The organism is Streptomyces sp. NPDC007917, from assembly GCF_042959105.1.
In the GTDB taxonomy this organism is placed as follows: Bacteria; Actinomycetota; Actinomycetes; order Streptomycetales; family Streptomycetaceae; genus Streptomyces.
The window spans coordinates 76,165-100,968 of the sequence record NZ_JBIBKK010000010.1; the positions used below are offsets into that span (position 1 = coordinate 76,165).

Genomic DNA, 24,804 nt, shown 5'->3' on the forward strand with positions numbered 1-24,804 from the left:
CCTGCTTGCTCACAGGCCGTCGACACCGCCCTCACAGCAGGCCGACGGCGGTGTCGACGGCCTGCTCGACGCCGCCCTCCGCCGGATAGAGCAGCGCGCGGCCGACCACCAGGCCCTGGACGGTGGGCAGGCGCAGTGCCTTGCGCCACTTCTCGTACGCGCCCTCCTGGTCCCGCGGGCTCTTGCCGACGTCCCCGCCGAGCAGCACCGCGGGCAGTGTGGAGGTCTCCATGACGGCGGCCATCTCGTCGGCGTCGTCGGTGACCGGCACCTTCAGCCAGGTGTACGCGGAGGTCCCGGCGAGCCCGGAGGCGATGGCGATGGACTTGGTGACGGCCTCGGCGCTCAGGTCGTTGGTGACCTTGCCGTCGATCCGGCGGGAGATGAAGGGCTCGACGAAGACGGGCAGCCGGCGCTCGGCCATCTCGTCGATGGCTCTGGCCGTGGAGAGCATGGTGGTCAGCGAGCCCTCGTCGGAGTAGTCGATGCGCAGCAGCAGCTTGCCGCAGTCGAAGCCGAGCCGGGCGATGTCCTGGGGACGGTGGCCGGTGAAGCGGTCGTCGAGTTCGAAGGAGGCGCCGAGCAGGCCGCCGCGGTTCATCGAGCCCATGACGACCTTGTTGTCGAGGGCGCCGAGCAGCAGCAGGTCCTCGAGGATGTCGGCGGTGGCGAGCACTCCGTCGACGCCGGGGCGGGACAGCGCCACGCACAGCCGCTCCAGCAGGTCGGCCCGGTTGGCCATGGCCAGCTTGCGGCCCCCGACGGCGAGGGCGCCGCGGGCGGGGTGGTCGGCGGCCACGATCATCAGACGGCCGCTGTCGCCGATGAGGGGGCGCCGGACACGGCGGGCGGCCGCCTCGGCGATCGCCTCCGGGTGCCGGCTCCGCACCGTGACCAGGTCGGAAATGCTGATACTCAACGGGTGCTCCTCGAGTCGCGTTCATGAGATCACGCCGTTCCCCCGGGTCGCGCGGCCTGGGGCAGCCGGGGTCAGGGGGCGGGTGATCAGGAGAAGGGGTGGCTGGTCACTCACTCCCCGGCGAGCACGGCCTCGACCTCGGCTTCGGTGGGCATCGCGGAGGAGCAGGCGAGGCGGGAGGCCACGATGGCGCCCGCGGCGTTGGCGTACCGCATGATGCGCTCCAAGTCCCAGCCGGCCAGCAGGCCGTGGCACAGGGATCCGCCGAACGAGTCGCCCGCGCCCAGGCCGTTGACGACCTCGACGGGGACCGGCGGCACCTCGGCCGTGGTGCCGTCGCGGTGTACGGCGAGTACGCCCTTGGGGCCCTGTTTGACGACGGCCAGCTCCACCCCCGCCGCCAGCAGGCTCTCGGCGCAGGCCGCGGGCTCCCGCACCCCGGTGGCGACCTCGCATTCGTCGAGGTTGCCGACGGCGACGGTGGCGTGGCGCAGCGCCTGGGCGTAGTACGGGCGGGCCTCGGCCGGGTCCGGCCAGAACATCGGCCGCCAGTCCAGGTCGAAGACGGTCGGGCCGGCCTTGGCGCGCGCCTCCAGGGCGGCGAGGGTGGCGGCGCGGCTGGGCTCTTCGCTGAGGCCGGTGCCGGTCATCCAGAAGATCCGGGCGGCGCGCACGGCGTCGAGGTCCAGCTCGGCGGGGTGGATCTCCAGGTCGGGGGCCTTGGGCCGACGGTAGAAGTAGAGCGGGAAGTCGTCGGGCGGGAAGATCTCGCAGAAGGTGACGGGGGTGGGGTGGGCGTCGACCGGGGTGACCCAGCGGTCGTCCACGCCGAACTCGCGCAGCGCCTGGTGGATGTACTCGCCGAAGGGGTCGGCCCCGGTGCGGCTGATCACCGCCGTACGGCGGCCGAGCCGGGCGGCGGCCACCGCGACATTGGTCGCGGAGCCGCCGAGGAACTTGCCGAACGTCTCGACCTGCGGCAGGGGGACGCCGATCTGCAGGGGATAGATGTCCACCCCGATCCGGCCCATCGTGATCAGGTCGTACGGCTCACTCATGCGTACCCCTTCAGGAAAGACGCAGCTCGGGATCACGGTCCGTTGAATCGTCCGGGCGGCCGTGGCCCTTCAGGTCTAAGGGTGTCGCCCATCCCCTGTCAAGAATTTGTCCTTACATTCGGACCTATCAAGTCCGCCAATGGGTGGCGTTATCGCCTCGTTACGTCCAGATGAAATGTTGTCATGACAAAGCCTTGACAGCCCACTGCCCCGGGGAGTTTGCTCCCCTTCGCAACGGCCGTCTCACCCACGGTCCCGGCTTGAGAGGTGCTGGAACACATGAACCTCGGACTCAACCGAACCCGCAGAGCCTCGGCCCTGGCCGCCCTGGTCACGGCAAGCGTCCTCATCGCCACCGGCTGCAGCAGCCAGGGCGGCAAGAAGGCCCAGGAGGCCTCGGACGACATCTCCGCCGGCAAGGCGAACACCCCCCGGCTGAAGATCGCGATGATCACGCACGCGGCACCGGGCGACACCTTCTGGGACACCATCCGCAAGGGCGCCAAGGCCGCGGCGGCCAAGGACAACGTGGACCTGGTCTACTCCAGCAACCCCAACGCGGCCGACCAGGCGAACCTCATCCAGAACGCCATCGACCAGCATGTCGACGGCATCGCGGTCACCCTCGCCAAGCCCGACGCCATGAAGGGCGTCATAGCGAAGGCCGAGAAGGCCGGTATCCCCGTCGTCGGCTTCAACGCCGGGCTCGACAACTGGAAGGACATGGGCCTGCTGGAGTACTTCGGCCAGGACGAGAACATCGCCGGCCAGGCCTTCGGCAAGCACCTGAACGAACTCGGCGCCAAGCACAACATCTGTGTGATCCAGGAGCAGGGCCATGTCGCCCTCGAGGCCCGCTGCGCCGGTGTGAAGAAGACCTTCAAGGGCAAGACGGAGAACCTCTACGTCAACGGGACCGACATGCCGTCGGTCAAGTCGACGATCACCGCGAAGCTCAAGCAGGACTCCGGCATCGACTACGTCGTCACCCTCGGCGCCCCCTTCGCCCTCACCGCCGTCCAGTCGGCCAAGGAGGCCGGGGGCAAGGCCAAGGTCGCCACCTTCGACCTCAACAAGGACCTCGTGAACGCGGTCAAGAGCGGTGATGTGCAGTTCGCCGTCGACCAGCAGCCGTATCTGCAGGGCTATCTGGCGATCGACTCACTGTGGCTCTACAAGGTCAACGGCAACTTCAGCGGCGGCGGCGAGAAGCCCGTGCTGACCGGGCCCGCCTTCGTCACCAAGGACAACGTGGAGACCATCGCCAAGTTCGCCCAGAAGGGCACCCGGTGATCCCCCGATGACCCAGACCACGACGCCGGCGGCGGCGACGCCGCCGGCCTCCCCCACCGTCCACAAGGCCCGCACCACCGAGCGCTCGCTGATCCGCCGGACGCTGGCCCGCCCCGAGGTCGGCGCGCTGGTCGCGGCCGTCGGCGTGTACCTCTTCTTCTTCGCCGCCGCCCCGACCTTCCGCCAGGCCGACTCCTTCGCCACGGTCCTCTACCAGGGGTCCACCATCGGCATCATGGCTCTGGCCGTCTCCCTGCTGATGATCGGCGGCGAGTTCGACCTGTCGGCCGGTGTCGCCGTCACATCCTCGGCGCTGACCGCGAGCATGCTCAGCTTCCAGCTCACCACCAATGTGTGGGTGGGGGTCGTGGTCGCCCTGGGCGTCTCACTCGCCGTGGGCCTGATCAACGGCGTACTGCTGATCAAGACCGGACTGCCCAGCTTCCTGGTCACCCTCGCCAGCTTCCTGATGCTGCAGGGCGCCAACCTGGCCGTCACCAAGCTGCTGACCGACAATGTCGCCACCGACACGATCAATGACATGGACGGCTTCGACCAGGCCAAGTCGGTCTTCGCCTCCGAGATCTCGATCGGCGGCGTCGATGTGAAGATCACCGTGCTGTGGTGGCTGTTCTTCGCGGCCATCGCCACCTGGGTGCTGCTGCGCACCAAGTTCGGCAACTGGATCTTCGCGGTGGGCGGCTCCAAGGAGAGCGCCCGGGCCGTGGGTGTCCCGGTGACCTTCACCAAGATCGCGCTGTTCATGACCGTGGGCTTCGCGGCCTGGTTCGTCGGGATGCACCTGCTGTTCGAGTACAACACCGTGCAGGCCGGCGAGGGCGTGGGCAACGAGTTCTACTACATCATCGCGGCGGTGATCGGCGGCTGTCTGCTCACCGGCGGCTATGGCTCGGCGATCGGCGCGGTCCTCGGCGCCTTCATCTTCGGCATGGTCAACCAGGGCATCGTCTACGCCAACTGGAACCCCGACTGGTTCAAGTTCTTCGTCGGCGTGATGCTGCTGCTCGCGACGCTGGTCAATCTGTGGGTGCGCCGCCAGGCGACCAGGAGGTGATGGCAATGGCCACGAACGTGACCGAGGAAGCCGCCGAGGGGCAGGGCCAGGAGCCGGTGGTCGAGCTCAAGGGCGTTGGCAAGCTCTACGGCAACGTCCGCGCGCTGCGCGGAATCGACCTGGCCGTCCGGCCGGGCCGGGTGACCTGCGTGCTGGGCGACAACGGCGCCGGCAAGTCCACCCTCATCAAGATCGTCTCCGGGCTGCACCAGCACGACGAGGGGGAGTTCCTCGTCGACGGCGAGCCGGTGCGCCTGTCCAACCCGCGCGACGCCCTCGACCTCGGCATCGCCACCGTGTACCAGGACCTGGCCACCGTGCCGCTGATGCCGGTGTGGCGGAACTTCTTCCTCGGCTCCGAGCTGACCCGCGGCCCCTGGCCCGTGCGCCGGCTGGACATCGAGCGGATGAAGCGGATCACCGACGAGGAGCTGTCCGCCATGGGCATCCACCTCGACGACCTGGACCAGCCCATCGGCACCCTCTCCGGCGGCCAGCGCCAGTCGGTGGCCATCGCCCGGGCCGTGTACTTCGGCGCCCGGGTACTGATCCTGGACGAGCCCACGGCCGCGCTCGGCGTCAAGCAGTCCGGGGTGGTGCTCAAGTACATCGCCGCCGCGCGCGAGCGCGGGCTCGGCGTCATCTTCATCACCCACAACCCCCACCACGCCTATATGGTGGGCGACCACTTCTCGGTGCTCAGGCTCGGCGCGCTGGAGCTGAACGCCGCCCGCGCCGACGTCACCCTGGAAGAGCTCACCAACCACATGGCGGGCGGGGCCGAACTGGCCGCGCTCAAGCATGAACTCGCGCAGGTCCGCGGGGTCGATGTGGAGGAGCTCCCCGAAACGGTGCAGACCCCCTCCACCTGAGAACCCGACCTTCTCCGCCCGCGAACCCGACCTTCTCCGCCTGAGGACCCGACTTCTCCGTCTGAGATCCTGACCTTACGTCCGAATGTCCTGACGAAAGCTTGACGGAAGGCCGTCCGGGCCGTGAAGCTGCCCAAAACAGCATGACCTGGGCACCACAGCTCCCATCCGCACCGCACGCCCCCTTCCCCGGTCACCGACGACCGGTGAGAGGAGTTCCCCTCATGACTGCCGCCTCCTCCGTTCCCGCCCCGGGCCGCATCCGGGTCGGCTCGGCCCCCGACTCCTGGGGGGTGTGGTTCCCCGACGATCCGCAGCAGGTCCCCTGGCAGCGCTTTCTCGACGAGGTCGCCGAGGCGGGCTACGAGTGGATCGAACTGGGCCCCTACGGCTATCTGCCGAGCGACCCGGCGCGGCTCACCGAGGAGGTCGGCCGGCGGAATCTGAAGGTCTCGGCCGGCACGGTCTTCACCGCCCTGCACCGCGGCCCCGCCGTCTGGGACGCCACCTGGGAGCATGTCGCCCAGGTGGCCGGTCTCACCCAGGCCATGGGCGCCCGCCACCTGGTCGTGATCCCGGCCTTCTGGCGGGACGACAAGACCGCCGAGCTGATCGAGCCCCCGCAGCTGACCGCCGAGCAGTGGCGCGACCTGTCCACCGGCATGGAGCGGCTGGGCCGTCAGGTGCGCGAGCGCTTCGGGCTGGACATCGTGGTCCACCCGCACGCCGACACCCACATCGACGGCGAGGAGAACGTCGCCCGCTTCCTCGACTCCACCGACTCCGACGTGGTCAACCTCTGTCTGGACACCGGCCACTACGCCTACTGCGGCGGCGACAGCGTCAAGCTCATCGAGACCTACGGCGAGCGCATCGGCTACCTCCACCTCAAGCAGGTCGACCCCGAGATCCTGGCCGACGTCGTCAAGAACGAGGTGCCCTTCGGGCCCGCCGTCCAGCGCGGGGTCATGTGCGAGCCGCCGAACGGTGTCCCCGCCCTCGAGCCCGTACTGGCCGCGGCCCAGAAGCTGGACGTGGACCTGTTCGCCATCGTCGAACAGGACATGTACCCCTGCCCGCCCGACAAGCCGTTCCCGATCGCCCAGCGCACCCGCCGCTTCCTGCGCTCCTGCGGCGCCTGACGCACACCCGCCGACAGAAAGAGAAGAAACACCATGACGCAGCAGGGGACGCTCGGGGTCGCTGTCATCGGGACCGGCATGATGGGCGCCGATCACGTCCGTCGGATCAACGACGTGATCAGCGGGGCGCGGGTGGCCGCCGTCGTCGACATCGACGAGGCGCGCGCCAAGCAGGCCGCCGACGGCATCGAGGGAGCACAGGCCTACACCGACCCGGCCGCCGCCATGGCCGCGCCGGACGTGGACGCCGTGCTGATCGCCTCGCCCGGCCCGGCCCACGAGGCCGCGCTGCTGACCGCCTTCGAGCACGACCTTCCGGTGCTGTGCGAGAAGCCGCTCACCCCGGACCCGGCCTCCGCGCTGCGGGTGCTGGAGGCCGAGCAGCGGCTGGGCCACCGCCGGGTGCAGGTCGGCTTCATGCGCCGCTACGACAGCGAGTTCATGAAGCTCAAGTCGCTCCTCGCGGGTGGTGAGCTCGGGCGCCCCCTGCTGCTGCACTGCCGCCACCGCAACGCCTCCGTGCACTCCTACTTCACCAGCGACATGCTCATCACCGACTCGGTGGTGCACGAGATGGACCAGTCCCGCTGGCTGCTGGAGCAGGAGATCACCGCGGTCACCGTGCTGCGCCCGGCCCCCAGCGCACACGCCCCCTCCGGGCTCAGCGACCCGCAGTTGGTGCTCCTCGAAACCGACGGCGGCGCGATCGTCAATGTCGAGATCTTCGCGACCTGCGGCTTCGGCTACCAGGTGCAGGCCGAGGCGGTCTGTGAGCGCGGCACCGCGCGCGTGGGCGACGCCCACGGCATGCTGATCAACCGCGCGGGCGGCTGGGGCGGCGAGATCGCCCCGGACTTCGTGGCCCGCTTCGAGGAGGCGTACGACCGCGAGGTGCAGGCCTGGGTGAACGCCACCCGGCGCGGCGAGGTGGAGGGCCCCAGCGCCTGGGACGGCTATGCCGCGGCCGCCGTCAGCGCGGCGGGGGTCCGGGCCCAGGCCACGGGTGAGCGCACGGTCGTGGAGATGATCGAGCGCCCCGCGTTCTACGCCTGAGCCACCTCGCGTACCGCCGCCGGGGCAGCCGGTGTTACCCCGCCGGGTGACCGGGCGTCCCCCCGCCGGGGCAGCCGGTGTTACCCCGCCGGGTCACCCGGCTGTCACGGCCGTCACATCTCCGCGATCCTTCCGTCACAGACGTTCAACAACGCCTATCCGGGCGTCACTCACCGTCGTTGACCGGGCACAGGCTGAGTGATCACAAGCGGTCGCGCCGCAGCTCCCCCCAACGGCCCCTGGCGGACCGTGACTGCGGCGCCCGCAGGAAGGGCGCGAGAGATGACCGACCGGAGGCTGTGGTCGTACAAGGAGATCGCCGCGCACATCGGGGTGCGGACGGACACCGTACGTTCCTACCGCAAGCACGGCCTGCTGCCGCCCCCCGATCTCGTGGAGGGCGGCAAGCCGTATTGGTACGCGGACACCATCCGGGCCTGGGTGACCCTCAGACCCGGCAACCGCTCCCGGCGGGAGCCCAGAGACTAGGGGCCCAACCGGGCGGACCCGGCGGACGCCGTCAGGCGGAGCGGTTGAACACCGCCGCGACCTCGGGGATGCGGTCGATGTAGCCGTCCAGCAGCTTGCGGCCGACCGTGACCGAGTCGACCAGCGGGTGCAGCGAGAACGCCTTGACCGCGTCCGCCCGGGAGCCCGTCAGCGCGGCGCTGATGGTCAGCCGCTCCACCGCCTTGACCTGCTGCATCAGCCCCGCCTGGGACAGGTCGGGCGGTGTGGTGGCCAGCGGGTGCACCCCATTGGCATCCACCGTCACCGGCACCTCGACCACCGCGTCGGCGGGCAGCGCGGCGATCGTGGTGCCGTTGCGCACGTTGAGGATCATCGTGGCGCGCTCATTGCGGCTGACCGCCGCCATGACGGACAGCGCCACCCCCGCGTACCCCTGGTGGGCGGGGTCGGGGCTGAACGCCTCATCGGGCTGTGTCTCCCCCTGCACCGTGCCCTTGGCCTCGGCCATGTAGTTGGCGCTGCGGTTGGCGACCGTCTCGCGCCACAGCTCCACCGGCGAGGCGCCCGCCGCCTGCGCCACCCGCTGGTAGAACTCGCCCTGCTGCCGGGACAGGAACTCCCCGCGGGTGCGCGGGGCGTCGAGGATGGCCCGCACCGCGTCCCGGTTGAAGTAGTAGTAGTACAGATACTCGTTGGGGATCAGCCCCAGGTCGCGCAGCCATTCGCGGCCGAAGACCACGCCCTCCTCGAAGTCGCCGAGCAGGTCGTCGTCGGCGAGCAGCCGGGGCAGTACGTCCTCGCCGTCCACCAGCACCCGGCGCATCCAGCCCAGGTGGTTGAGGCCGACGTAGTCGAACTGCGCCCGTGAGGCGTCCAATCCGAGCGCGGTGGAGACCCTGCGCCCCAGGCCGGACGGCGTGTCGCAGATGCCGAGCACCCGGTCGCCGAGCACGCTCTGCATCGCCTCGGTGATCATCCCGGCGGGGTTGGTGAAGTTGATGACATACGCCTGGGGAGCCAACTCCCGCACCCGCCGGGCGATGTCCATCATCACGGGGATGGTCCGCAGCCCGTAGGCGAGGCCGCCGGGTCCGGTGGTCTCCTGGCCGAGCACGTTCAGATCGAGCGCCACCCGCTCGTCACACATCCGGCCCGCGAGACCGCCCACCCGGATGGCGGCGAAGACGAAGTCGCTGCCTTCCAGGGCAGAGTCGAGCGAGGTGGTGGCGGTGACCTTCGGGGCGTCGGGGAAGTCGTCGGCGAAGTGGGCCAGCACATCGGTCATGGCCTTCAGGCGTTCGGCGTCGGTGTCGTACAGCCAGACGTCGTCGATGCGCGGGGAACCCTGGTCACGCAGCAGGGCCTGGTAGACGTACGGCACACGGAAGCCGCCACCGCCGAGGATGGACAGTTTCATGCGGAGATCACCTTTCCGCCCGCCTCGCGGCAGAGCTGGACGGTCTGAGGATCGGCGCCCTGTGTGGTGATCAGGACGTCGACATCGGAGAGGGAGCACAGGCGCAAGGAGCCCGAACCGGGGAACTTCGCCTCGGAAGCGAGCAGCACCACCTGGTCGGCGGCCTCGATCAGGGCCTGCTTGATCGGCGCCTCGACCGCCATGTTGTCCACCACATGGCCGTTTGAGCGCACCCCTGTGCAGCTGAGGAACACCAGGTCGGCGCTGACCTGGCGCATCGCGGTCTCGGTGAGCGAGCCCACCAGGGACTGGTAGTTGCGCCGCAGCACACCGCCCAGCAGCACCAGCCGCACGGTGTCGTCGTCGCGCAGCTCGTCCAGCACCGCCAGATTGCTGGTGATGACGGTGACCGGTCGGCCACGCAGCCGGCGGGCGACCAGCGGGGTGGTGGTGCCGATGTCCAGCACCACGACGCTGTCGTCGGGGATCAGCGCGGCGGCCTGCTCCGCCATGCGCTCCTTCATCGCCCGGTCCTTCGACGCCGAGACATCGAACGGCGCCTCGGGCTGGCGCACGGTCAGGGCCGCGCCGCCGTAGGTGCGTACCAGTTCACCATCCTGGTCCAGCTGCTTGAGATCACGCCGGATGGTGGATTCGCTCACCTGGAGGCTCTCGGCCAGGTCGCGCACTGACGCGACGCCGGTCGCCCGCAGCGACTCCACGATTCTCGCATGCCGATTTCTCGAAGTCACGCAGCGACGGTAGCACCGATGACTGACTTCGGTCATCGCGGCGGGAAACAATCCCTTTACTGACCGAATCTTGTCATCAGCGGATCTCATTGCTCATAGTTGAGCACCCACCGGCCACAGCCGCCGTGATGGCGACGCATGGCCGGCGGATGGACGGCTGCTCATGGCCGGCGGCTGGACGGCGCATGGAAAGGTGCTCCCTTGCTTGATGCTCTCTTCGCGGGCGGGGTCTTCTGCGACCTCGTCTTCGGCGGTACTCCGCACCTCCCCTCGCCCGGCGGCGAGGTCTACGCCGACCGGTTCGCGGTGGCCGCGGGCGGGACCGCCACCCGCTGTGTCGCCGCCGCCCGGCAGGGCCTTCGGACCGGGCTGTTCGGCGTGATCGGCACGGACCTGTTCGGCGACCACCTCGCCGCCGTCCTCGGTGCCGAACCGGGCCTTGACCTGCGCTGGCTGCGGCGTGACCCCGCCGTGCACACCCCGATCACGGTGGCCGTCGCCAATGAGCACGACCGGGCCTTCATCACCTACGAGGAGACCGGCGCCCGCCGCCCGGAAACCTGGGACGGCGAACTGCCGCGGGTGCGCGTCCTGCACCTGGGCATCGCCGACCCGCTGCCCGGCTGGGCCACCGAACTGCGCGCCCGCGGCACGCTCGTGGTCGGCGGCGTCGGCTGGGACTCCACCGGGGCGTGGTCCCCGGACCTGCTCACCCGGCTCGACGACGTCGATGTGTTCGTCCCCAACGCCACCGAGGCGATGAACTACACCCGGACCGACACCGTCGAGAAGGCCGTCAAGGTGCTCGCCGACCACGTCCCGCTGGTCGTCGTCACCGACGGCCCCCACGGGGCCGTCGGCGTCGACCCGGCCACCGGCGGCCCGCTCCGCATCCCCGCCCCGCCGGTCACCGCCGCCGACCCCACCGGGGCCGGCGACGTCTTCACCGCCTCCTTGGTGACCGCTCTGCTCCACGACGACTGGCCGCTCACCACCCGCCTCCGATACGCCGCGATCTGCGCCTCGATGTCCGTACGGACGCTCGGCGGCGCCGCGAGCGCGCCCACCCCCGCCGCCATCCGCGCCTTCGTCGACCGGATGCCCGGGAGTGACCTTCCCGCCCAGGACCGCGCCCTCTTCCAGGCCGCCCTCGAGGACCAGGAGAACCACCGATGAACGACAGAACGCCGTCCTCACGCCCCCGTGGCACTCGCCGCCGCCGATACGTGGCCGTCGCGCTCGCCGCCGCCTGTCTCACCGCCGCCGCGGCCTGCGCTCCCGGATCCACCAGCGGTTCGGGCGACGGCGCGGACAAGAGCGCCGGTCCGGTCTCCACCGATCCGGCCAAGGCCGGCAAGGTCACCCTCACCGTATGGGACCAGAACACCGACCCCGGCACCGACGCCTCGACCAAGGCGCTCAACAACGCGTTCATGAAGAAGTACCCGAACGTCACCATCAAGCGCGTCTCCCGGTCCTTCGCCGACCTGAAGACCACCCTGAAGCTGGCCCTGTCCTCCGCCAACCCGCCCGACGTCGTCCAGGCCAACCAGGGCTACCCCGACATGGGCACCTTCGTGAAGGCCCATCTGCTCCAGCCGGTCGACCGCTACGCCAAGGCGTACCACTGGGACACCGCCTACCCGGCCCAGCTGCTCGACCTCAACAGGTTCTCCGCCGACGGCAGGACCTGGAAGACCGGCAACCTCTACGGCGTCTCCCAGACCGGTGAGATCATCGGCGTCTACTACAACAAGGCCAAGCTCAAGGCGCTGGGCCTCAAGCCCCCGCAGACCCTGGCGGACTTCCAGGCCGCCCTCGCCAAGTCCAAGGCGTCCGGGCTGCTGCCCCTGTCCTACGGCGACGCCGACAAAAGCCCGGGCATCCATTTGCTCGGAGTCGTGCAGGCCCTGACCGCCGGCAAGTCCGAGGTCCGCAAGCTGGTGTTCTCCGAAGGCGCCAAGTGGACCGGCTCCGGCACCGTCAAGGCCGCCACCGTCCTGCGGGACTGGGCCAAGAAGGGCTATCTGACCAAGGGCTTCAACGGCCAGAGCAAGGACCAGGCCGCCACCGCGTTCGCCAAGGGCAAGTCCCTCTTCCTGGTCGACGGGACCTGGCAGGCCGCCGGTCTCGCCACCCAGATGGGCGGCGCGGACAAGCTCGGCTTCACCGCCCTGGCCCCCAAGGCCGGGCAGACCCCGGTGACCCAGGGCGGCGAGGGCCTGGCCTGGGCGGTCACCGCCAAGTCCAAGCACCCGGACGTGGCCGCGGCCTACATCAACTTCCTGGTCGACGAGAACGGCATGAAGGTCAGCGCCGACGACGGCAACCTCCCCGCCCTGCCGCCCGCCTCCTACGCCCCCCGGTCCGGCACCGTCCACGCCGATGTGCTCGCCGCCTGGAAGTCGGTCAGCGAGAAGGACGGGCTGCTGCCCTACCTCGACTACACCACGCCCACCTTCTACGACACCCTGACCGCCGCCGTGCAGGAGCTGATGGCCGGGCAGATCACCCCGGAGAAGTTCGGCCAGACGCTCCAGGCCGACCACGACTCCTTCCTCAAGAGCCGATAGGTCCCACCCGACCATGTCGATCACCGTTTCCCGTACCACCGCGCGCAAGCAGCGCCCGGCCGACGCCCCCACCGGGCGCCCGGCCGGGCGCCGCGGCCCACGGTCCTGGAAGGGCTATCTGTACGCGCTGCCCGCCCTCACCGTTCTGACCCTGTTCATCCTGATACCGCTGGGCCAGGTGGTGCAGATCTCCCTGTACCACTGGGACGGGCTGTCCGCCTCGGCCTGGGCCGGCGCGGCCAACTACGCCGAGATCGTCAGCGACCCGCTGCTGCGCGACGGCTTTGTCCACTCCCTGGTCCTCCTCCTGTTCTACGCGGCCATCCCGGTCACCCTCGCGCTGGTGCTCGCGGCGGCCACCACCCGCGCCGCCCGGATGCGCGGCGTATCGGTCTTCCGCGCGCTCCTCTTCCTGCCGCAGGTGATCGCCCAAGTGGTCACCGCGACCGCGTGGACGGCCATCTACGCGCCCGACGGAGTGCTCAACCAGCTGCTTTCGGCCGTGGGCCTGAAGTCGGTCACCCGCGCCTGGCTCGGCGACTTCTCCACCGCCCTGCCCGCGGTCGGCCTGATCGGGACGTGGCTGGAGGTCGGCCTGTGCCTGGTGCTGTTCACCGCCGGGATCGGACAGATACCCCGCGAGCTGTACGAGGCCGCGAAGGTCGACGGCGCCGGGGCCGTCCGGGAGTTCTTCGCCGTCACCCTTCCCGGGCTGCGCGGGCAGATCACGGTGGCCCTCACCCTCACCGTGATCGCCGCGCTGCGCACCTTCGACCTGGTGTACGTCTCCACCCACGGCGGCCCAGGCAACTCCACCAGCCTGCCCGCGTTCGAAATCTACAACCGGGCCTTCAACACCGGCCAGGTCGGTTCCGCCTGCGCCATCGCGGTCGCGCTGACCCTGCTGATCCTGGTCCTCACCCTCCTGATCACCAGGCTCCAGCCCGACGAGACCGAAGAGGGGTCCTGAGCCGATGATCACCCGGCGTGAACGCGCGCTGAACTACGCCATCCTCACGGTCTTCGCCGGCCTCGCGCTGCTGCCGCTGGTCGGGGTGGTGGCCTCGGCCCTCGCCCCGGCCGAGGAGTCCACGTCCTCCTTCACCTGGCCGTCCAGGCTGGACTGGGGCAACTTCGCCAGCGCCTGGACGCAGGGCCACTTCGGCGGCTATCTGGGCTCCAGTGTGCTGGTCGCGGTCAGCGTGGTGCTGCTGACGAGCGTGCTGGCGATCCTCGCGGGCTACTCCTTCGCCCATTTCCAGTACCGGGGCCGGTCGGCGCTGTTCTACCTCACCCTGGTCGGGCTGATGGTCCCGCCCGAGGCATTCGTCATCCCGCTCTACTTCGATCTGCGCGACATGGGGTTGAGCGACACCTACTGGTCGCTGATCCTGCCGCAGACCGCCCAGTCGCTCGCCTTCGGCGTCTTCTGGATGCGGAACTTCTTCCGCTCGGTGCCACGCAGTGTGATCGAGGCGGCCCGGCTCGACGGTGCCTCGGACTGGCGGGTGCTGTGGGGGATCCTGGTGCCCGCCGGCCGGCCGGCCCTGCTGACCATGGCGATGCTGGTGTTCATGTGGACCTGGAACGAATTCCTGCTTCCACTGGTCATGATCACCGATGAGGCCAAGCGGACCGTGCCGCTGGGGCTGGCCTTCTTCCAGGGCCAGCACACGACCCAGTTCTCGCTGCTGGCCGCCGCCTCGGTGATCGTCGCCCTGCCCGTGGTGCTCCTGTACGTCTTCCTGCAGCGTCACTTCATCTCCGGGATGCTCTCGGGCGCGGTCAAGGGATAGTGACTCGCTCGGCGCGGGGCTCGGCGCCGCCGACCTCCTCGACGGGGGCGGCGCCGGTCGCCGGACCGGCCGATTCCCCCTCGCTGAGGCCGATACGGGCGTGCAGCCGACGCAGCGGGCCCGGGGCCCACCAGGTGGCCCGGCCGGTCAGCCGCATCACCGCGGGCACCAGCAGGCTGCGCACCACCATGGCGTCCATCAGCACGGCCAGGGCGATGCCGAGGCCGAGCATCTTGGTGTTGGTGACCCGCGAGGTGCCGATGGCGACCATGACGACGGCGAGGATCACCGCGGCGGCAGTGATCAACCCGCCCGTGCGCCGCACGCCGAACTCGACGGCCGCGCGGTGGTCACCGGTGCGGTCGTACTCCTCCTTGATCCGGGAGAGCAGGAAGACGCCGTAGTCCATGGACAGCCCGAAGGCCACACAGAACATCAGCACCGGCAGCGTGGTCTCGATGTCCCCGGTGCTGGTGAAGGACAGCGGGCCGGAGAGGTGCCCCTCCTGGAAGACCCAGACCACCGCCCCGAACATCGCGGTGAGGCTCAGCGCGTTGAGCAGCACCGCCTGAAGGGGGATCAGCACGCTTCCGGTGAGCAGGAAGACCAGCAGCAGGGTGACGACGACGATGATGGCCAGGGCCCAGGGCAGCCGGTCGGCTATGGAGTCCTTGCTGTCCACCAGCACCGCGGCGATGCCGGTGACCGAGGCGGTGAACGGTGGGTGCTGGGCGCGGATGTCGCGCACCAGCCGCTGGCTCGTCCGGTCCACGATCTCGCCCTTGGACAGCACGGTGACATACGCCGCCCCGTCGGCGGCGCGCGCCGCCTCCACCGGCCCTGGCTCCGCCACCCGCCGTCCGCCCGCGAACTGGCCGGCCGGGCTGTCCACGCGCTCCACTCCGGGCAGGGCGGAGATCCTGCCGCTGTAGTCGGCGAGGTCTGCCTGTTCGGGCCGGGCGCCGGGCCGGGATTCGATCAGGATGTCGATCGCCCCGCCGGGGCTGCCGGGGAAGTTCTCCCTGATGTGCTGCTGGACCACATGGGACTCGGCGCTCGCGGGCAGCTGGCGGTCGTCGGCGGTGCCGAACTCCACCCGCAGGAAGGGCAGCCCGAGGACCACCAGACCGGCGGCGGTGGCCAGCGCGAACAGCGGCGCCCGGCGCATCACCAGCCGGGCCAGCCGGGCCCAGCCCGCTCCCGGCTCGCCCCGGTCCGGGCGGCGGCGCCGGAACAGCCGGGTCAGGTCCAGCGCGTTCACCCGCTCGCCGAGCAGGGCGAGCGCGGCGGGCAGCACCACCAGCGCGGCCGCCGCGGCGATCACCACCACCGCGATGCCCGCGTAGGCGAACGAGCGCAGGAAGTACTGCGGGAAGACCAGCATGGCGGCGAGCGAGACGGCGACGGTCAGCGCGGAGAACAGCACCGTGCGCCCCGCGGTGCGCAGCGTGGTGGCGATGGCGGGCAGCGTCTCGGCGCCGTGGCCCAGCTCCTCCCGGAAGCGCCGCACGATGAACAGGGCATAGTCGATGGCGAGCCCGAGGCCGAGCGCGGTGGTCAGGTTCTGCGCGAACACCGAGACGTCGGTGAACTCGGTGAGGCCGCGCAGCACGGCGTCGGTCCCCAGGATCGCGATGATGCCGACGCCCAGCGGGAGCAGGGCGGCGATGGCGCTGCCGAAGACCATGACGAGCAGCAGGAGGGTGATGGGCAGGGCGATCATCTCGGCCCGCAGCAGATCCTCCTGGATCGTGGTCTGCAGCTCATGGCGGACCGCGACCGGCCCGCCGATCGTGACCTTCACCGGCCCGTGGTCGCCCCGGTAAGCGGGGGCGATGCGGTCCAGCACCTTCGCGGCGGCGCTCTCGTCGCCCACGATCCGCGCGGCGATCAGCGCCTCGCGCCCGTCCCGGTCCCGCAGGGCGGCGACCCCGTCCCAGTAGGAGGTGACGCCGGTGACCGACTCCTCGCCCGCGAGCTTCCTGGCGAGCGCGCGGCCCTCGGCGGCGACCGCCGGGGCGTCGACCGTCGCCTTGCCGCTGTCGACCAGCAGGAGCAGATTCGGCTGCGAGGCGGGGAAGTGCTTCTCGAGCGCCTTGGTGGCGTATGCCGACTCGGCGGCGGGGTCCTGCCATCCCCCGCTCCCCAGCCGGTCGGCCACCCCGCTGCCGGCCACGACGGCCAGCGCCGTGAACAGCAGAACGAGCAGCAGGGTCAGCCGCGGGCGGGCGGTCACCACTCCCGTCCAGCCTCGCGTCCGGCCCCCGTGCGGCCGGTTGACAACGGTCATAGCGCGGTGTCCCCTTCACCTGTGTCCATGCGGCCTCACCGGTGCGGCGGCAGGAAGGCAGCATGGGTCGACGATTGCCAAAGAGCGGCAAACACGAGCGACCGCTCGCGTTTCTCCAGAATGCGAGCGGGCGCTCGCGTTTGTCAATCGAACACCGAGAGCTGGGGATTGACCCGTGACCGAGACCAGGCCAGAACAGCCCGCCGGCCAGGCGAAGCCGCGTCGGCGGCAGGCGCGCGGCGAGCGCCGCATCCAGCAGCTGCTCGACGCCGCGGCCAGCGTGTTCTGCAGGACGGGCTACACCTCGGCCAGCACCAACGCCATCGCCCGCGAGGCCGGCGTCTCCCCCGGCACGCTGTACCAGTTCTTCCCGAACAAGGAGGCCATCGCCGTCGAGCTCGGCGAGCGCCTGACCCACCAGATGCGCGAGGCCCACGGCGCGCTCTTCACCCCCGAGTACGCCTCGCTCCCCCTCGACCAGATGCTGGACGCGGTCATCGACCCGCTGGTCGAGTTCAACTGCCAGAACCCCGTCTTCCTGACACTCATCCATTCGGGCGATGTCCCCGGCGTCATGGCCGAGGACCACGACGCACTGCACATGGCCCTGCAGACCCGCCTCGAGGAGCTGATCGGGTTCATCCAGCCCGAGCTGTCCGCCGAGCGCCGGGCCCGCACCGCGACGATGGTGTTCTCCCTGTTCAAGGCGGGTCTTGAGCTGGTACTCGCGCATGAGGGCGAGGAGCGGGCCGCGTACACCGAGGAGTTGAAGGCCTCCCTCCACGGCTACCTCGCCCCGATCATCGGCACCGAGACCCCGTCCCGCACCCCTTGACCGGCGCCTTGACGGACACCTTGACAGGCCTGGACAGGCCTGTTGACCGGCACCTCGACCAGCGCGCTGGGCGATACCCCTCCCTTCATACCCCCTAGGGGTATTATGCTGTCATCGTCAGGGGACACAGGAGGATCCCGCGCCCCCTGGACACCGATGAACACAGCCGCAGCCCACCCGCTCACCGCACAGGAGAAGCCATGAGCACCGAGGCCACCACCGCGTCCGGCATCACCACCGTCTACCAGGTGACCGGCATGACCTGCGGCCACTGCGAGGGCGCCGTCACCGAGGAGATCTCCGCCATCGACGGCGTCAGCTCCGTCAAGGCCGTCGCCGCCACCGGCCAGGTCACCGTCGTCTCCGCCGCCCCGCTGGACGACGAGGCCGTGCGCGCCGCCGTCGACGAGGCCGGATACGAACTCACCGGCCGGGCCTGAGCGCCCGAGGACACCCCGGCCGGGCCGCGCCCCGCACGGCCCGGCCCTCCTCCCAGGAGACCGAGTATGACCAGCACGGCCCCGGAAACCGCGAGGGACCGGACGCCGACGGCGGAGCAGGCCCCGCCGGCGGCGGCCGCGACCTCCCGGGTGGAGCTCGCCATCGGCGGTATGACCTGCGCCTCCTGCGCGGCTCGGGTCGAGAAGAAGCTGAACCGCATGGACGGCGTCACCGCCACGGTCAACTACGCCACCGAGAAGGCCAGGGTGACCTACGGCGGCGGGATCGAGGTCGCCGATCTGATCGCCACCGTCGTCAGGACCGGCTACACCGCCGAGCCGCCGAAGCCCGCCGAGCCCGAGCCGGAGCCGGAGCCCGACCGGGAATCCAGGCCCGAAGCCGCGCCGGACCGCGCCACGGCGGAGGCCGCGGGGGACGGAGCAGCCGCCCCGGCCGCCGCCGGGACCGGCGCGACGGCCGGCGCACAGACCGGCACACAGACCAGCGCGCAGACCGAGGCGAAGACGGACGCGCGCACCGACGCGCCGCGCCGCCGCCTCCTGGTCTCGTTCGCCCTGTCCGCCCCCGTCGTCCTCCTGGCGATGGTGCCGTCGCTGCAGTTCACGTACTGGCAGTGGCTGTCCCTCGCCCTCGCCACGCCCGTCGTGGTCTGGGGCGGCCTGCCCTTCCACAAGGCCGCGTGGACGAACGCCCGGCACGGCGCGGCCACCATGGACACCCTGGTCTCGCTCGGCACCCTCGCCGCCTTCGGCTGGTCGCTGTGGGCCCTGTTCTTCGGCGACGCGGGCATGCCGGGCATGCGCCACGGCTTCGACCTCACCGTCGCGCGTACGGACGGGTCCTCCTCGATCTATCTGGAGGCCGCCTCGGGAGTGACGGTCTTCATCCTCCTCGGCCGCTACCTGGAGGCGAAGGCCAAGCGCCGGGCCGGCACCGCGCTGCGGGCGCTGATGGAGCTGGGCGCCAAGGACGTGACCGTGCTCCGCTATCCAGACAGCGAACGCGAAGCGTTCTCAGCTGAGGGCGGTGGCGGGAGACGGGCGGGACAGGAGATCCGTGTCCCGGTCTCCCGGCTGGCCGTCGGCGACCGCTTCGTGGTGCGCCCCGGCGAGAAGATCGCCACGGACGGCAGGGTGGTCGAGGGCGCCTCGGCCGTGGACGCCTCCATGCTGACCGGCGAGTCGGTGCCGGTGGACGTGGCGGTGGGCGACAGCGTCGCGGGCGCGACCGTGAACGCCGCGGGCCGCCTGGTCGTCGAGGCCACCCGCGTCGGCGCCGACACCCAGCTGTCCCGGATGGCCGCGCTGGTGGAGGACGCGCAGAACGGCAAGGCGGAGGTGCAGCGCCTCGCGGACCGCGTCTCCGGGGTCTTCGTGCCGGTCGTCGTCCTCATCGCCGTCTCCACCCTGCTGGCCTGGCTGCTGCTGACCGGCGACGCGACCGCCGCGTTCACCGCCGCCGTGGCCGTACTGATCATCGCCTGCCCGTGCGCCCTGGGCCTGGCCACCCCGACCGCCCTCATGGTCGGCACCGGGCGCGGCGCCCAGCTCGGCATCCTGATCAAGGGCCCCGAGGTCCTGGAGTCGACCCGCCGCGTGGACACGGTCGTCCTCGACAAGACCGGCACGGTGACGACGGGCCGGATGCGGCTGTACGGCGTGCACACCGCCCCCGGCGTGACCGAGGACGAGCTCCTGCGGCTGGCCGGGGCCCTGGAGCACGCCTCCGAGCATCCCGTGGCCCGCGCCGTCGCCGAGGGGGCCGCCGCCCGCACCGGTGCCCTGCCGGCGGCCCACGGCTTCGAGTCCGTCCCCGGTCTCGGCGTCCAGGGCGTCGTGGACGGGCACACCGTCCTGGTCGGCCGGGAGAAGCTGCTGGCGGCCCATGGGGCCGGGCTGACCGAGGAGCTGGCGGCCGCGAAGGCGGCGGCCGAGTCGCAGGGGCGTACCGCCGCCGCCGTGGCCTGGGACGGCCGGGCGCGGGGCGTGCTGGTGGTCGCCGACGCCATCAAGGAGACCAGCGCCGAGGCCGTGGCCCGGCTGCGCGGGCTGGGGCTGACCCCGGTGCTCCTGACGGGCGACAACCGGCTGGTGGCCGAGTCGGTGGCCCGGGAGGTGGGCATCGAGAAGGTCATCGCCGAGGTGCTGCCGCAGGACAAGGTGGACGTGGTCCGGCGGCTGCGCGAGGAGGGCCGTACGGTCGCGATGGTGGGCGACGGCGTCAACGACGCGGCGGCCCTGGCCACCGCCGACCTGGGCCTGGCGATGGGCACGGGAACGGACGCGGCCATCGAGGCGGGGGATCTGACGCTGGTGCGGGGCGATCTGCGGGTGGCCGCGGACGCGATCAGGCTGGCGCGCCGGACCCTGGCCGTCATCAAGGGCAATCTCTTCTGGGCCTTCGGCTACAACGTCGCCGCGCTGCCGCTCGCCGCGGCCGGGATGCTCAACCCGATGATCGCGGGCGCCGCGATGGCGTTCTCCTCGGTTTTCGTGGTGACGAACAGCCTGCGACTGCGGACCTTCACTGAATCTCCATAGATTCACCAAGTCCCCATAAGCCGCACAACACCCATACACCAGGGCCTCGATCTTCAGATCGAGGCTCTTGCCCTTTTACGCCCCCATATGGCAGGAGACGCAGATCACAGACGACCGAACGTAACCATCGCGGGGGGTGGGGAGTCTAATGGGGCGGTGAGGGTTCGTCTTGGGGGACGGATCCCACTACGCGTGGCCGGGGCGACGTACCCGGGGAGCTTTGAGCGGCCCTCCCGTGACGTACGCGTCCCGGCAGATCGCGTGACGACACTGTGGGCTTCTGTGGGCTTGCGCGGCCAACAGACCCCCGGCCGGATCCCGTGGGGGGAATCCGTAACCGGGAATGGAAGCGCCCCGCTCCGACCCGTGGGGGGATCGGCAGCGGGGCGCTTTCTGCCTTCTTGAGGGCTCGGTTCTCCCCAGCTACCGCTGGGAGCTCACTCGCCGGGCGCCAGCGGTGGCACGCGGTGTCAGCGCTGCTCGACCGGGACGAAGTCGCGCTCGACGACGCCCGTGTAGATCTGGCGCGGACGGCCGATGCGCGAGCCCGGCTCCTTGATCATCTCGTGCCACTGGGCGATCCAGCCCGGCAGCCGGCCGAGCGCGAACAGCACCGTGAACATCTCGGTCGGGAAGCCCATCGCCCGGTAGATCAGACCGGTGTAGAAGTCGACGTTCGGGTAGAGCTTGCGCTCGACGAAGTAGTCGTCGGCGAGGGCGTGCTCTTCCAGCTTGAGCGCGATGTCGAGCAGCTCGTCGGACTTGCCGAGGGCCGAGAGGACGTCGTGCGCCGCCGACTTGATGATCTTCGCCCGGGGGTCGAAGTTCTTGTAGACGCGGTGCCCGAAGCCCATGAGCTTCACGCCGTCTTCCTTGTTCTTCACCTTGCGGATGAAGGTGTCGACATCGCCGCCGGAGGCCTGGATGCCCTCCAGCATCTCCAGCACGGACTGGTTGGCACCACCGTGCAGCGGACCCCACAGCGCGTTGATGCCCGCCGAGATGGAGGCGAACATATTGGCCTGCGAGGAGCCGACGAGGCGGACCGTGGAGGTCGAACAGTTCTGCTCGTGGTCGGCGTGCAGGATCAGCAGCTTGTCCAGGGCGCTGACCACGATCGGGTCGAGCTGGTACTCCTGCGCCGGGACCGAGAAGGTCATCCGCAGGAAGTTCTCGACGTAGCCCAGGTCGTTACGCGGGTAGACGAACGGGTGGCCGACGGACTTCTTGTACGCGTACGCCGCGATGGTGGGCAGCTTGGCCAGCAGCCGGATCGTGGAGAGGTAGCGCTGCTTCTCGTCGAACGGGTTGTGGCTGTCCTGGTAGAACGTCGACAGCGCGCTGACCACGGAGGACAGCATCGCCATCGGGTGGGCGTCGCGCGGGAAGCCGTCGTAGAACCGCTTGACGTCCTCGTGCAGCAGCGTGTGCGTGGTGATCTGGTCACGGAATTCGGCCAGCTCGTCGACGGTCGGCAGCTCCCCGTTGATCAGCAGGAAGGCCGTCTCGAGGAACGTGGCGCGCTCCGCCAGCTGCTCGATGGGGTAGCCGCGGTAGCGCAGGATCCCCTGCTCACCGTCAAGGTAGGTGATCGCGGATTTGTAGGCGGCGGTGTTGCCGTAACCGGAATCCAGGGTCACCAGACCGGTCTGGGCGCGAAGCTTGCCGATATCGAAGCCCTTGTCGCCGACAGTGCTGTCGACCACCGGGTAGGTGTATTCGCCGTCCCCGTACCGCAGTACTACAGAGTTGTCACTCACGTCATCCCTCACCGACATCTGCTTCTTCTTCGAGGTGCCCTGACTCCCCCCACCTTCCCCCATTCGGACGATGAACGTGCACTCGGGGTCGGCCGAAGGGCCTTTTGGCGGCACTGAGTGCCGCGCCCACGCCCATCCTGCCCCGTTCGTGACGGTCCGGAAACCCTCCTGACACGTATGACTGGGAGCTCATGGGCCGAACGCGCCGAGCCGGTGGTCCAACGCGGTGCACCTTTGGCCCGCCGAGACCGTGCGCACCGCCTGCCCCAGGGCGCGGCGCGAGCCGACGAGCACCACCAGGCGCTTGGCGCGGGTCACCGCCGTGTAGAGCAGATTGCGCTGCAGCATCATCCAGGCGCTGGTGGTCACCGGGATGACCACGGCCGGGTACTCGCTGCCCTGTGAGCGGTGAATGGTCACCGCATAGGCGTGGGCCAGCTCGTCCAGCTCGTCGAAGTCGTACGCCACCTCCTCGTCCTCGTCGGTCAGCACGGTCAGGCGCTGCTCATCGCTGTCGAGGGAGGTGACGACGCCCACCGTGCCATTGAAGACCCCATTGGCCCCTTTCTCATAATTGTTGCGGATCTGGGTCACCTTGTCGCCGACGCGGAAGATCCGGCCGCCGAAGCGCCGCTCGGGAAGATCCGGCCGGGCGGGGGTGATGGACTGCTGGAGCAGGCCGTTGAGCGTCCCGGCGCCCGCCGGGCCGCGGTGCATGGGGGCCAGGACCTGCACGTCACGGCGCGGGTCGAGGCCGAACTTGGCGGGGATCCGACGGGCCGCCACATCCACCGTGAGCTTCCCGGCGGCCTCGGTGTCCTCCTCGGCGAACAGGAAGAAGTCGGGCATGCCGTGGGTGATCGGCGGCACGCCGGAGTTGATCCGGTGGGCGTTGGTCACCACGCCGGACTGCTGGGCCTGACGGAAGATCCGGGTCAGCCGCACCGCCGGGACGGGACTTCCCTCGGCCAGCAGATCGCGCAGCACCTCGCCCGCGCCCACGCTCGGCAGCTGGTCCACATCCCCGACGAAGAGCAGATGGGCGCCCGGCGGAACGGCCTTGACCAGCTTGTTGGCCAGCAGCAGATCGAGCATGGACGCCTCGTCCACGACCACCAGGTCGGCGTCCAGCGGCCGGTCGCGGTCGTACGCCGCGTCGCCGCCGGGCTTGAGCTCCAGCAGCCGGTGGACCGTGGACGCCTCGGCGCCGGTCAGCTCGGCCAGCCGCTTGGCGGCCCGGCCGGTGGGGGCCGCGAGCACCACCTTGGCCTTCTTGGCGCGCGCCAGCTCCACCACGGACCGGACCGTGAAGGACTTGCCGCAGCCCGGCCCGCCGGTCAGCACCGCGACCTTCTCGGTCAGCGCCAGCCGGACGGCCTCGCTCTGCTCGGGGGCCAGATCGGCCCCGGTGCGCCGGGCGAGCCAGGCCAGCGCCTTGTCCCAGTCCACGTCCTGGAAGGCGGGCATACGGTCCTCCGCGCCGCGCAGCAGCCGCAGCACCTGGCCGGCGAGCGAGATCTCGGCGCGGTGGAAGGGCACCAGATACACGGCCGTGACCGGCTCGCCGCCGTCCGGGCCCGGCACGCTCTCGCGCACCACGCCCTCCTCGTCGGCCAGCTCGGCCAGGCACTCGATGACCAGGCCGGTGTCGACCTGGAGCAACTTGACCGAGTCCGCGATCAGTTGCTCCTCGGGGAGGAAGCAGTGGCCGTTGTCCGTCGACTGGGACAGCGCGTACTGCAGGCCGGCCTTGACCCGCTCGGGGCTGTCGTGCGGGATGCCGACGGACTGGGCGATCTTGTCGGCGGTCAGAAAGCCGATGCCCCACACGTCGGCGGCCAGGCGGTACGGCTCGTTCTTCACGACCGAGATCGAGGCGTCGCCGTACTTCTTGTAGATCCGCACCGCGATCGAGGTGGAGACCCCTACGCCCTGCAGGAAGACCATGACCTCCTTGATGGCCTTCTGCTCCTCCCAGGCCGCGCCGATCATCTTGGTGCGCTTGGGGCCGAGGCCGGGGACCTCGATCAGCCGCTCGGGCTGACGCTCGATGACATCCAGGGTGTCGACGCCGAAGTGCTCGGTGATCCGGTCGGCGATGCGCGGGCCGATGCCCTTGATCAGGCCGGAGCCCAGATAGCGCCGGATGCCCTGGACGGTGGCGGGCAGCACGGTGGTGTAGTTCTCGACGGTGAACTGCTTGCCGTACTGCGGGTGGGAGCCCCAGCGGCCCTCCATCCGCAGCGACTCCCCGGGCTGCGCGCCCAGCAGCGAGCCGACGACGGTGAGCAGATCGCCGGAGCCGCGGCCGGTGTCGACCCGGGCGACCGTGTAGCCGTTCTCCTCATTGGCGTAGGTGATCCGCTCCAGGACCCCTTCGACCACCGCGAGTTTGAGCATGTCCCGACGGTACCGCCGGACGCCGACACGCCCGCGGGCCCTGTGCACAACCCTGTGCACAACTCCGGTGGGCAGCCAGTGACCGGAATATTACGA

Annotated in this window: 20 protein-coding genes; 13 read left to right on the forward strand and 7 right to left on the reverse strand. The window is 70.3% G+C overall.

Translation table 11 applies throughout. The features are described from left to right. Nucleotides 1-31: 31 nt before the first annotated feature. Complete coding sequence (locus ACFZDL_RS21510) at nt 32-919, reverse strand: deoxyribose-phosphate aldolase (RefSeq protein WP_353594090.1); 888 nt, start codon at nt 917-919, stop codon at nt 32-34. Nucleotides 920-1,029: 110 nt separating this feature from the next. Continuing rightward, on the reverse strand, nt 1,030-1,977 hold the full coding sequence (gene iolC, locus ACFZDL_RS21515; protein ID WP_353594089.1) for a 5-dehydro-2-deoxygluconokinase: 948 nt from the start codon (nt 1,975-1,977) through the stop codon (nt 1,030-1,032). 279 nt (nt 1,978-2,256) lie between these two features. Here iolC and ACFZDL_RS21520 point away from each other — a divergent pair, with 279 nt between their 5' ends. The 6 genes from ACFZDL_RS21520 (at nt 2,257) to ACFZDL_RS21545 (ending at nt 7,901) form a co-directional block, all read left to right on the forward strand. Then, complete coding sequence (locus ACFZDL_RS21520; protein WP_353594088.1) at nt 2,257-3,270, forward strand: sugar ABC transporter substrate-binding protein; 1,014 nt, start codon at nt 2,257-2,259, stop codon at nt 3,268-3,270. Nucleotides 3,271-3,277: 7 nt separating this feature from the next. Beyond that, nucleotides 3,278-4,345 carry an ABC transporter permease gene (locus ACFZDL_RS21525; RefSeq protein WP_353594087.1) on the forward strand — a complete coding sequence of 356 codons (1,068 nt, stop codon included), beginning with the start codon at nt 3,278-3,280 and terminating at the stop codon, nt 4,343-4,345. A gap of 5 nt (nt 4,346-4,350) precedes the next feature. Beyond that, nucleotides 4,351-5,217: an ATP-binding cassette domain-containing protein gene (locus ACFZDL_RS21530; RefSeq protein WP_353594086.1), complete on the forward strand. Its 867-nt coding sequence runs from the start codon at nt 4,351-4,353 to the stop codon at nt 5,215-5,217. A 224-nt stretch (nt 5,218-5,441) separates the two neighbouring features. Then, complete coding sequence (locus tag ACFZDL_RS21535; RefSeq protein WP_353594085.1) at nt 5,442-6,359, forward strand: sugar phosphate isomerase/epimerase; 918 nt, start codon at nt 5,442-5,444, stop codon at nt 6,357-6,359. 33 nt (nt 6,360-6,392) lie between these two features. Beyond that, a complete protein-coding gene (locus ACFZDL_RS21540) occupies nt 6,393-7,412 on the forward strand; it encodes a Gfo/Idh/MocA family oxidoreductase (protein WP_353594084.1) in 1,020 nt (339 codons plus the stop codon). A gap of 282 nt (nt 7,413-7,694) precedes the next feature. Then, entirely contained in the window at nt 7,695-7,901 is a 207-nt protein-coding gene (locus ACFZDL_RS21545) for a MerR family transcriptional regulator (protein WP_353594083.1), read from the forward strand. Between the two features lie 31 nt (nt 7,902-7,932). Here the strand turns inward: ACFZDL_RS21545 and ACFZDL_RS21550 are convergent, their stop codons facing one another. After that, nucleotides 7,933-9,300, reverse strand: a complete 1,368-nt coding sequence (locus ACFZDL_RS21550) for a 6-phospho-beta-glucosidase (RefSeq protein WP_353594082.1) — start codon at nt 9,298-9,300, stop codon at nt 7,933-7,935. Continuing rightward, the gene (locus ACFZDL_RS21555) at nt 9,297-10,052 is read right to left on the reverse strand and encodes a DeoR/GlpR family DNA-binding transcription regulator (RefSeq protein WP_353594081.1); all 756 of its coding nucleotides are present in this window, start codon (nt 10,050-10,052) and stop codon (nt 9,297-9,299) included. The genes ACFZDL_RS21550 and ACFZDL_RS21555 overlap by 4 nt, the downstream gene beginning before the upstream one ends. Nucleotides 10,053-10,253: 201 nt before the next feature. On the opposite strand from ACFZDL_RS21555, the gene ACFZDL_RS21560 reads away from it, so the two are divergent. The 4 genes from ACFZDL_RS21560 to ACFZDL_RS21575 are packed head-to-tail and all read left to right on the forward strand — an operon-like array spanning nt 10,254 to nt 14,421. Then, a complete protein-coding gene (locus tag ACFZDL_RS21560; RefSeq protein ID WP_353594080.1) occupies nt 10,254-11,228 on the forward strand; it encodes a PfkB family carbohydrate kinase in 975 nt (324 codons plus the stop codon). Next, nucleotides 11,225-12,625, forward strand: a complete 1,401-nt coding sequence (locus ACFZDL_RS21565; protein ID WP_353594079.1) for an extracellular solute-binding protein — start codon at nt 11,225-11,227, stop codon at nt 12,623-12,625. The genes ACFZDL_RS21560 and ACFZDL_RS21565 overlap by 4 nt, the downstream gene beginning before the upstream one ends. 13 nt (nt 12,626-12,638) lie before the next feature. After that, nucleotides 12,639-13,595 carry a sugar ABC transporter permease gene (locus ACFZDL_RS21570; RefSeq protein ID WP_353594078.1) on the forward strand — a complete coding sequence of 319 codons (957 nt, stop codon included), beginning with the start codon at nt 12,639-12,641 and terminating at the stop codon, nt 13,593-13,595. Nucleotides 13,596-13,599: 4 nt separating this feature from the next. Continuing rightward, complete coding sequence (locus tag ACFZDL_RS21575; protein ID WP_353594077.1) at nt 13,600-14,421, forward strand: carbohydrate ABC transporter permease; 822 nt, start codon at nt 13,600-13,602, stop codon at nt 14,419-14,421. Here ACFZDL_RS21575 and ACFZDL_RS21580 read toward each other — a convergent pair. Then, nucleotides 14,411-16,711, reverse strand: coding sequence for an MMPL family transporter (locus ACFZDL_RS21580; RefSeq protein WP_353594076.1), 2,301 nt, complete (start codon nt 16,709-16,711; stop codon nt 14,411-14,413). The two genes, ACFZDL_RS21575 and ACFZDL_RS21580, sit on opposite strands and share 11 nt — an antisense overlap. Nucleotides 16,712-16,886: 175 nt before the next feature. On the opposite strand from ACFZDL_RS21580, the gene ACFZDL_RS21585 reads away from it, so the two are divergent. The 3 genes from ACFZDL_RS21585 (at nt 16,887) to ACFZDL_RS21595 (ending at nt 20,548) form a co-directional block, all read left to right on the forward strand. Beyond that, nucleotides 16,887-17,546 (forward strand): TetR/AcrR family transcriptional regulator, encoded by a 660-nt coding sequence (locus tag ACFZDL_RS21585; protein ID WP_353594075.1) that lies wholly within the window; start codon nt 16,887-16,889, stop codon nt 17,544-17,546. Nucleotides 17,547-17,746: 200 nt separating this feature from the next. Further along, nucleotides 17,747-17,986, forward strand: a complete 240-nt coding sequence (locus tag ACFZDL_RS21590) for a heavy-metal-associated domain-containing protein (RefSeq protein WP_353594074.1) — start codon at nt 17,747-17,749, stop codon at nt 17,984-17,986. Between the two features lie 66 nt (nt 17,987-18,052). Further along, nucleotides 18,053-20,548, forward strand: coding sequence for a heavy metal translocating P-type ATPase (locus ACFZDL_RS21595; RefSeq protein ID WP_353594073.1), 2,496 nt, complete (start codon nt 18,053-18,055; stop codon nt 20,546-20,548). A gap of 470 nt (nt 20,549-21,018) precedes the next feature. Here ACFZDL_RS21595 and ACFZDL_RS21600 read toward each other — a convergent pair whose 3' ends face one another. Then, nucleotides 21,019-22,308: a citrate synthase gene (locus ACFZDL_RS21600; RefSeq protein ID WP_353594072.1), complete on the reverse strand. Its 1,290-nt coding sequence runs from the start codon at nt 22,306-22,308 to the stop codon at nt 21,019-21,021. A gap of 189 nt (nt 22,309-22,497) precedes the next feature. Next, entirely contained in the window at nt 22,498-24,708 is a 2,211-nt protein-coding gene (locus ACFZDL_RS21605) for an ATP-dependent RecD-like DNA helicase (RefSeq protein WP_353594071.1), read from the reverse strand. Nucleotides 24,709-24,804 lie beyond the last annotated feature (96 nt).

Excerpts from the sequence above, each read along its gene's own strand:
- ACFZDL_RS21550 (WP_353594082.1), bottom strand. The coding sequence starts at position 9,300 with ATGAAACTGTCCATCCTCGGCGGTGGCGGCTTCCGTGTGCCGTACGTC.
- ACFZDL_RS21580 (WP_353594076.1), bottom strand. The coding sequence starts at position 16,711 with ATGACCGTTGTCAACCGGCCGCACGGGGGCCGGACGCGAGGCTGGACG.
- iolC (WP_353594089.1), bottom strand. The coding sequence starts at position 1,977 with ATGAGTGAGCCGTACGACCTGATCACGATGGGCCGGATCGGGGTGGAC.
- ACFZDL_RS21595 (WP_353594073.1), top strand. The coding sequence starts at position 18,053 with ATGACCAGCACGGCCCCGGAAACCGCGAGGGACCGGACGCCGACGGCG.
- ACFZDL_RS21535 (WP_353594085.1), top strand. The coding sequence starts at position 5,442 with ATGACTGCCGCCTCCTCCGTTCCCGCCCCGGGCCGCATCCGGGTCGGC.
- ACFZDL_RS21575 (WP_353594077.1), top strand. The coding sequence starts at position 13,600 with ATGATCACCCGGCGTGAACGCGCGCTGAACTACGCCATCCTCACGGTC.
- ACFZDL_RS21570 (WP_353594078.1), top strand. The coding sequence starts at position 12,639 with ATGTCGATCACCGTTTCCCGTACCACCGCGCGCAAGCAGCGCCCGGCC.
- ACFZDL_RS21525 (WP_353594087.1), top strand. The coding sequence starts at position 3,278 with ATGACCCAGACCACGACGCCGGCGGCGGCGACGCCGCCGGCCTCCCCC.
- ACFZDL_RS21520 (WP_353594088.1), top strand. The coding sequence starts at position 2,257 with ATGAACCTCGGACTCAACCGAACCCGCAGAGCCTCGGCCCTGGCCGCC.
- ACFZDL_RS21540 (WP_353594084.1), top strand. The coding sequence starts at position 6,393 with ATGACGCAGCAGGGGACGCTCGGGGTCGCTGTCATCGGGACCGGCATG.
- ACFZDL_RS21545 (WP_353594083.1), top strand. The coding sequence starts at position 7,695 with ATGACCGACCGGAGGCTGTGGTCGTACAAGGAGATCGCCGCGCACATC.
- ACFZDL_RS21530 (WP_353594086.1), top strand. The coding sequence starts at position 4,351 with ATGGCCACGAACGTGACCGAGGAAGCCGCCGAGGGGCAGGGCCAGGAG.
- ACFZDL_RS21605 (WP_353594071.1), bottom strand. The coding sequence starts at position 24,708 with ATGCTCAAACTCGCGGTGGTCGAAGGGGTCCTGGAGCGGATCACCTAC.
- ACFZDL_RS21590 (WP_353594074.1), top strand. The coding sequence starts at position 17,747 with ATGAGCACCGAGGCCACCACCGCGTCCGGCATCACCACCGTCTACCAG.
- ACFZDL_RS21565 (WP_353594079.1), top strand. The coding sequence starts at position 11,225 with ATGAACGACAGAACGCCGTCCTCACGCCCCCGTGGCACTCGCCGCCGC.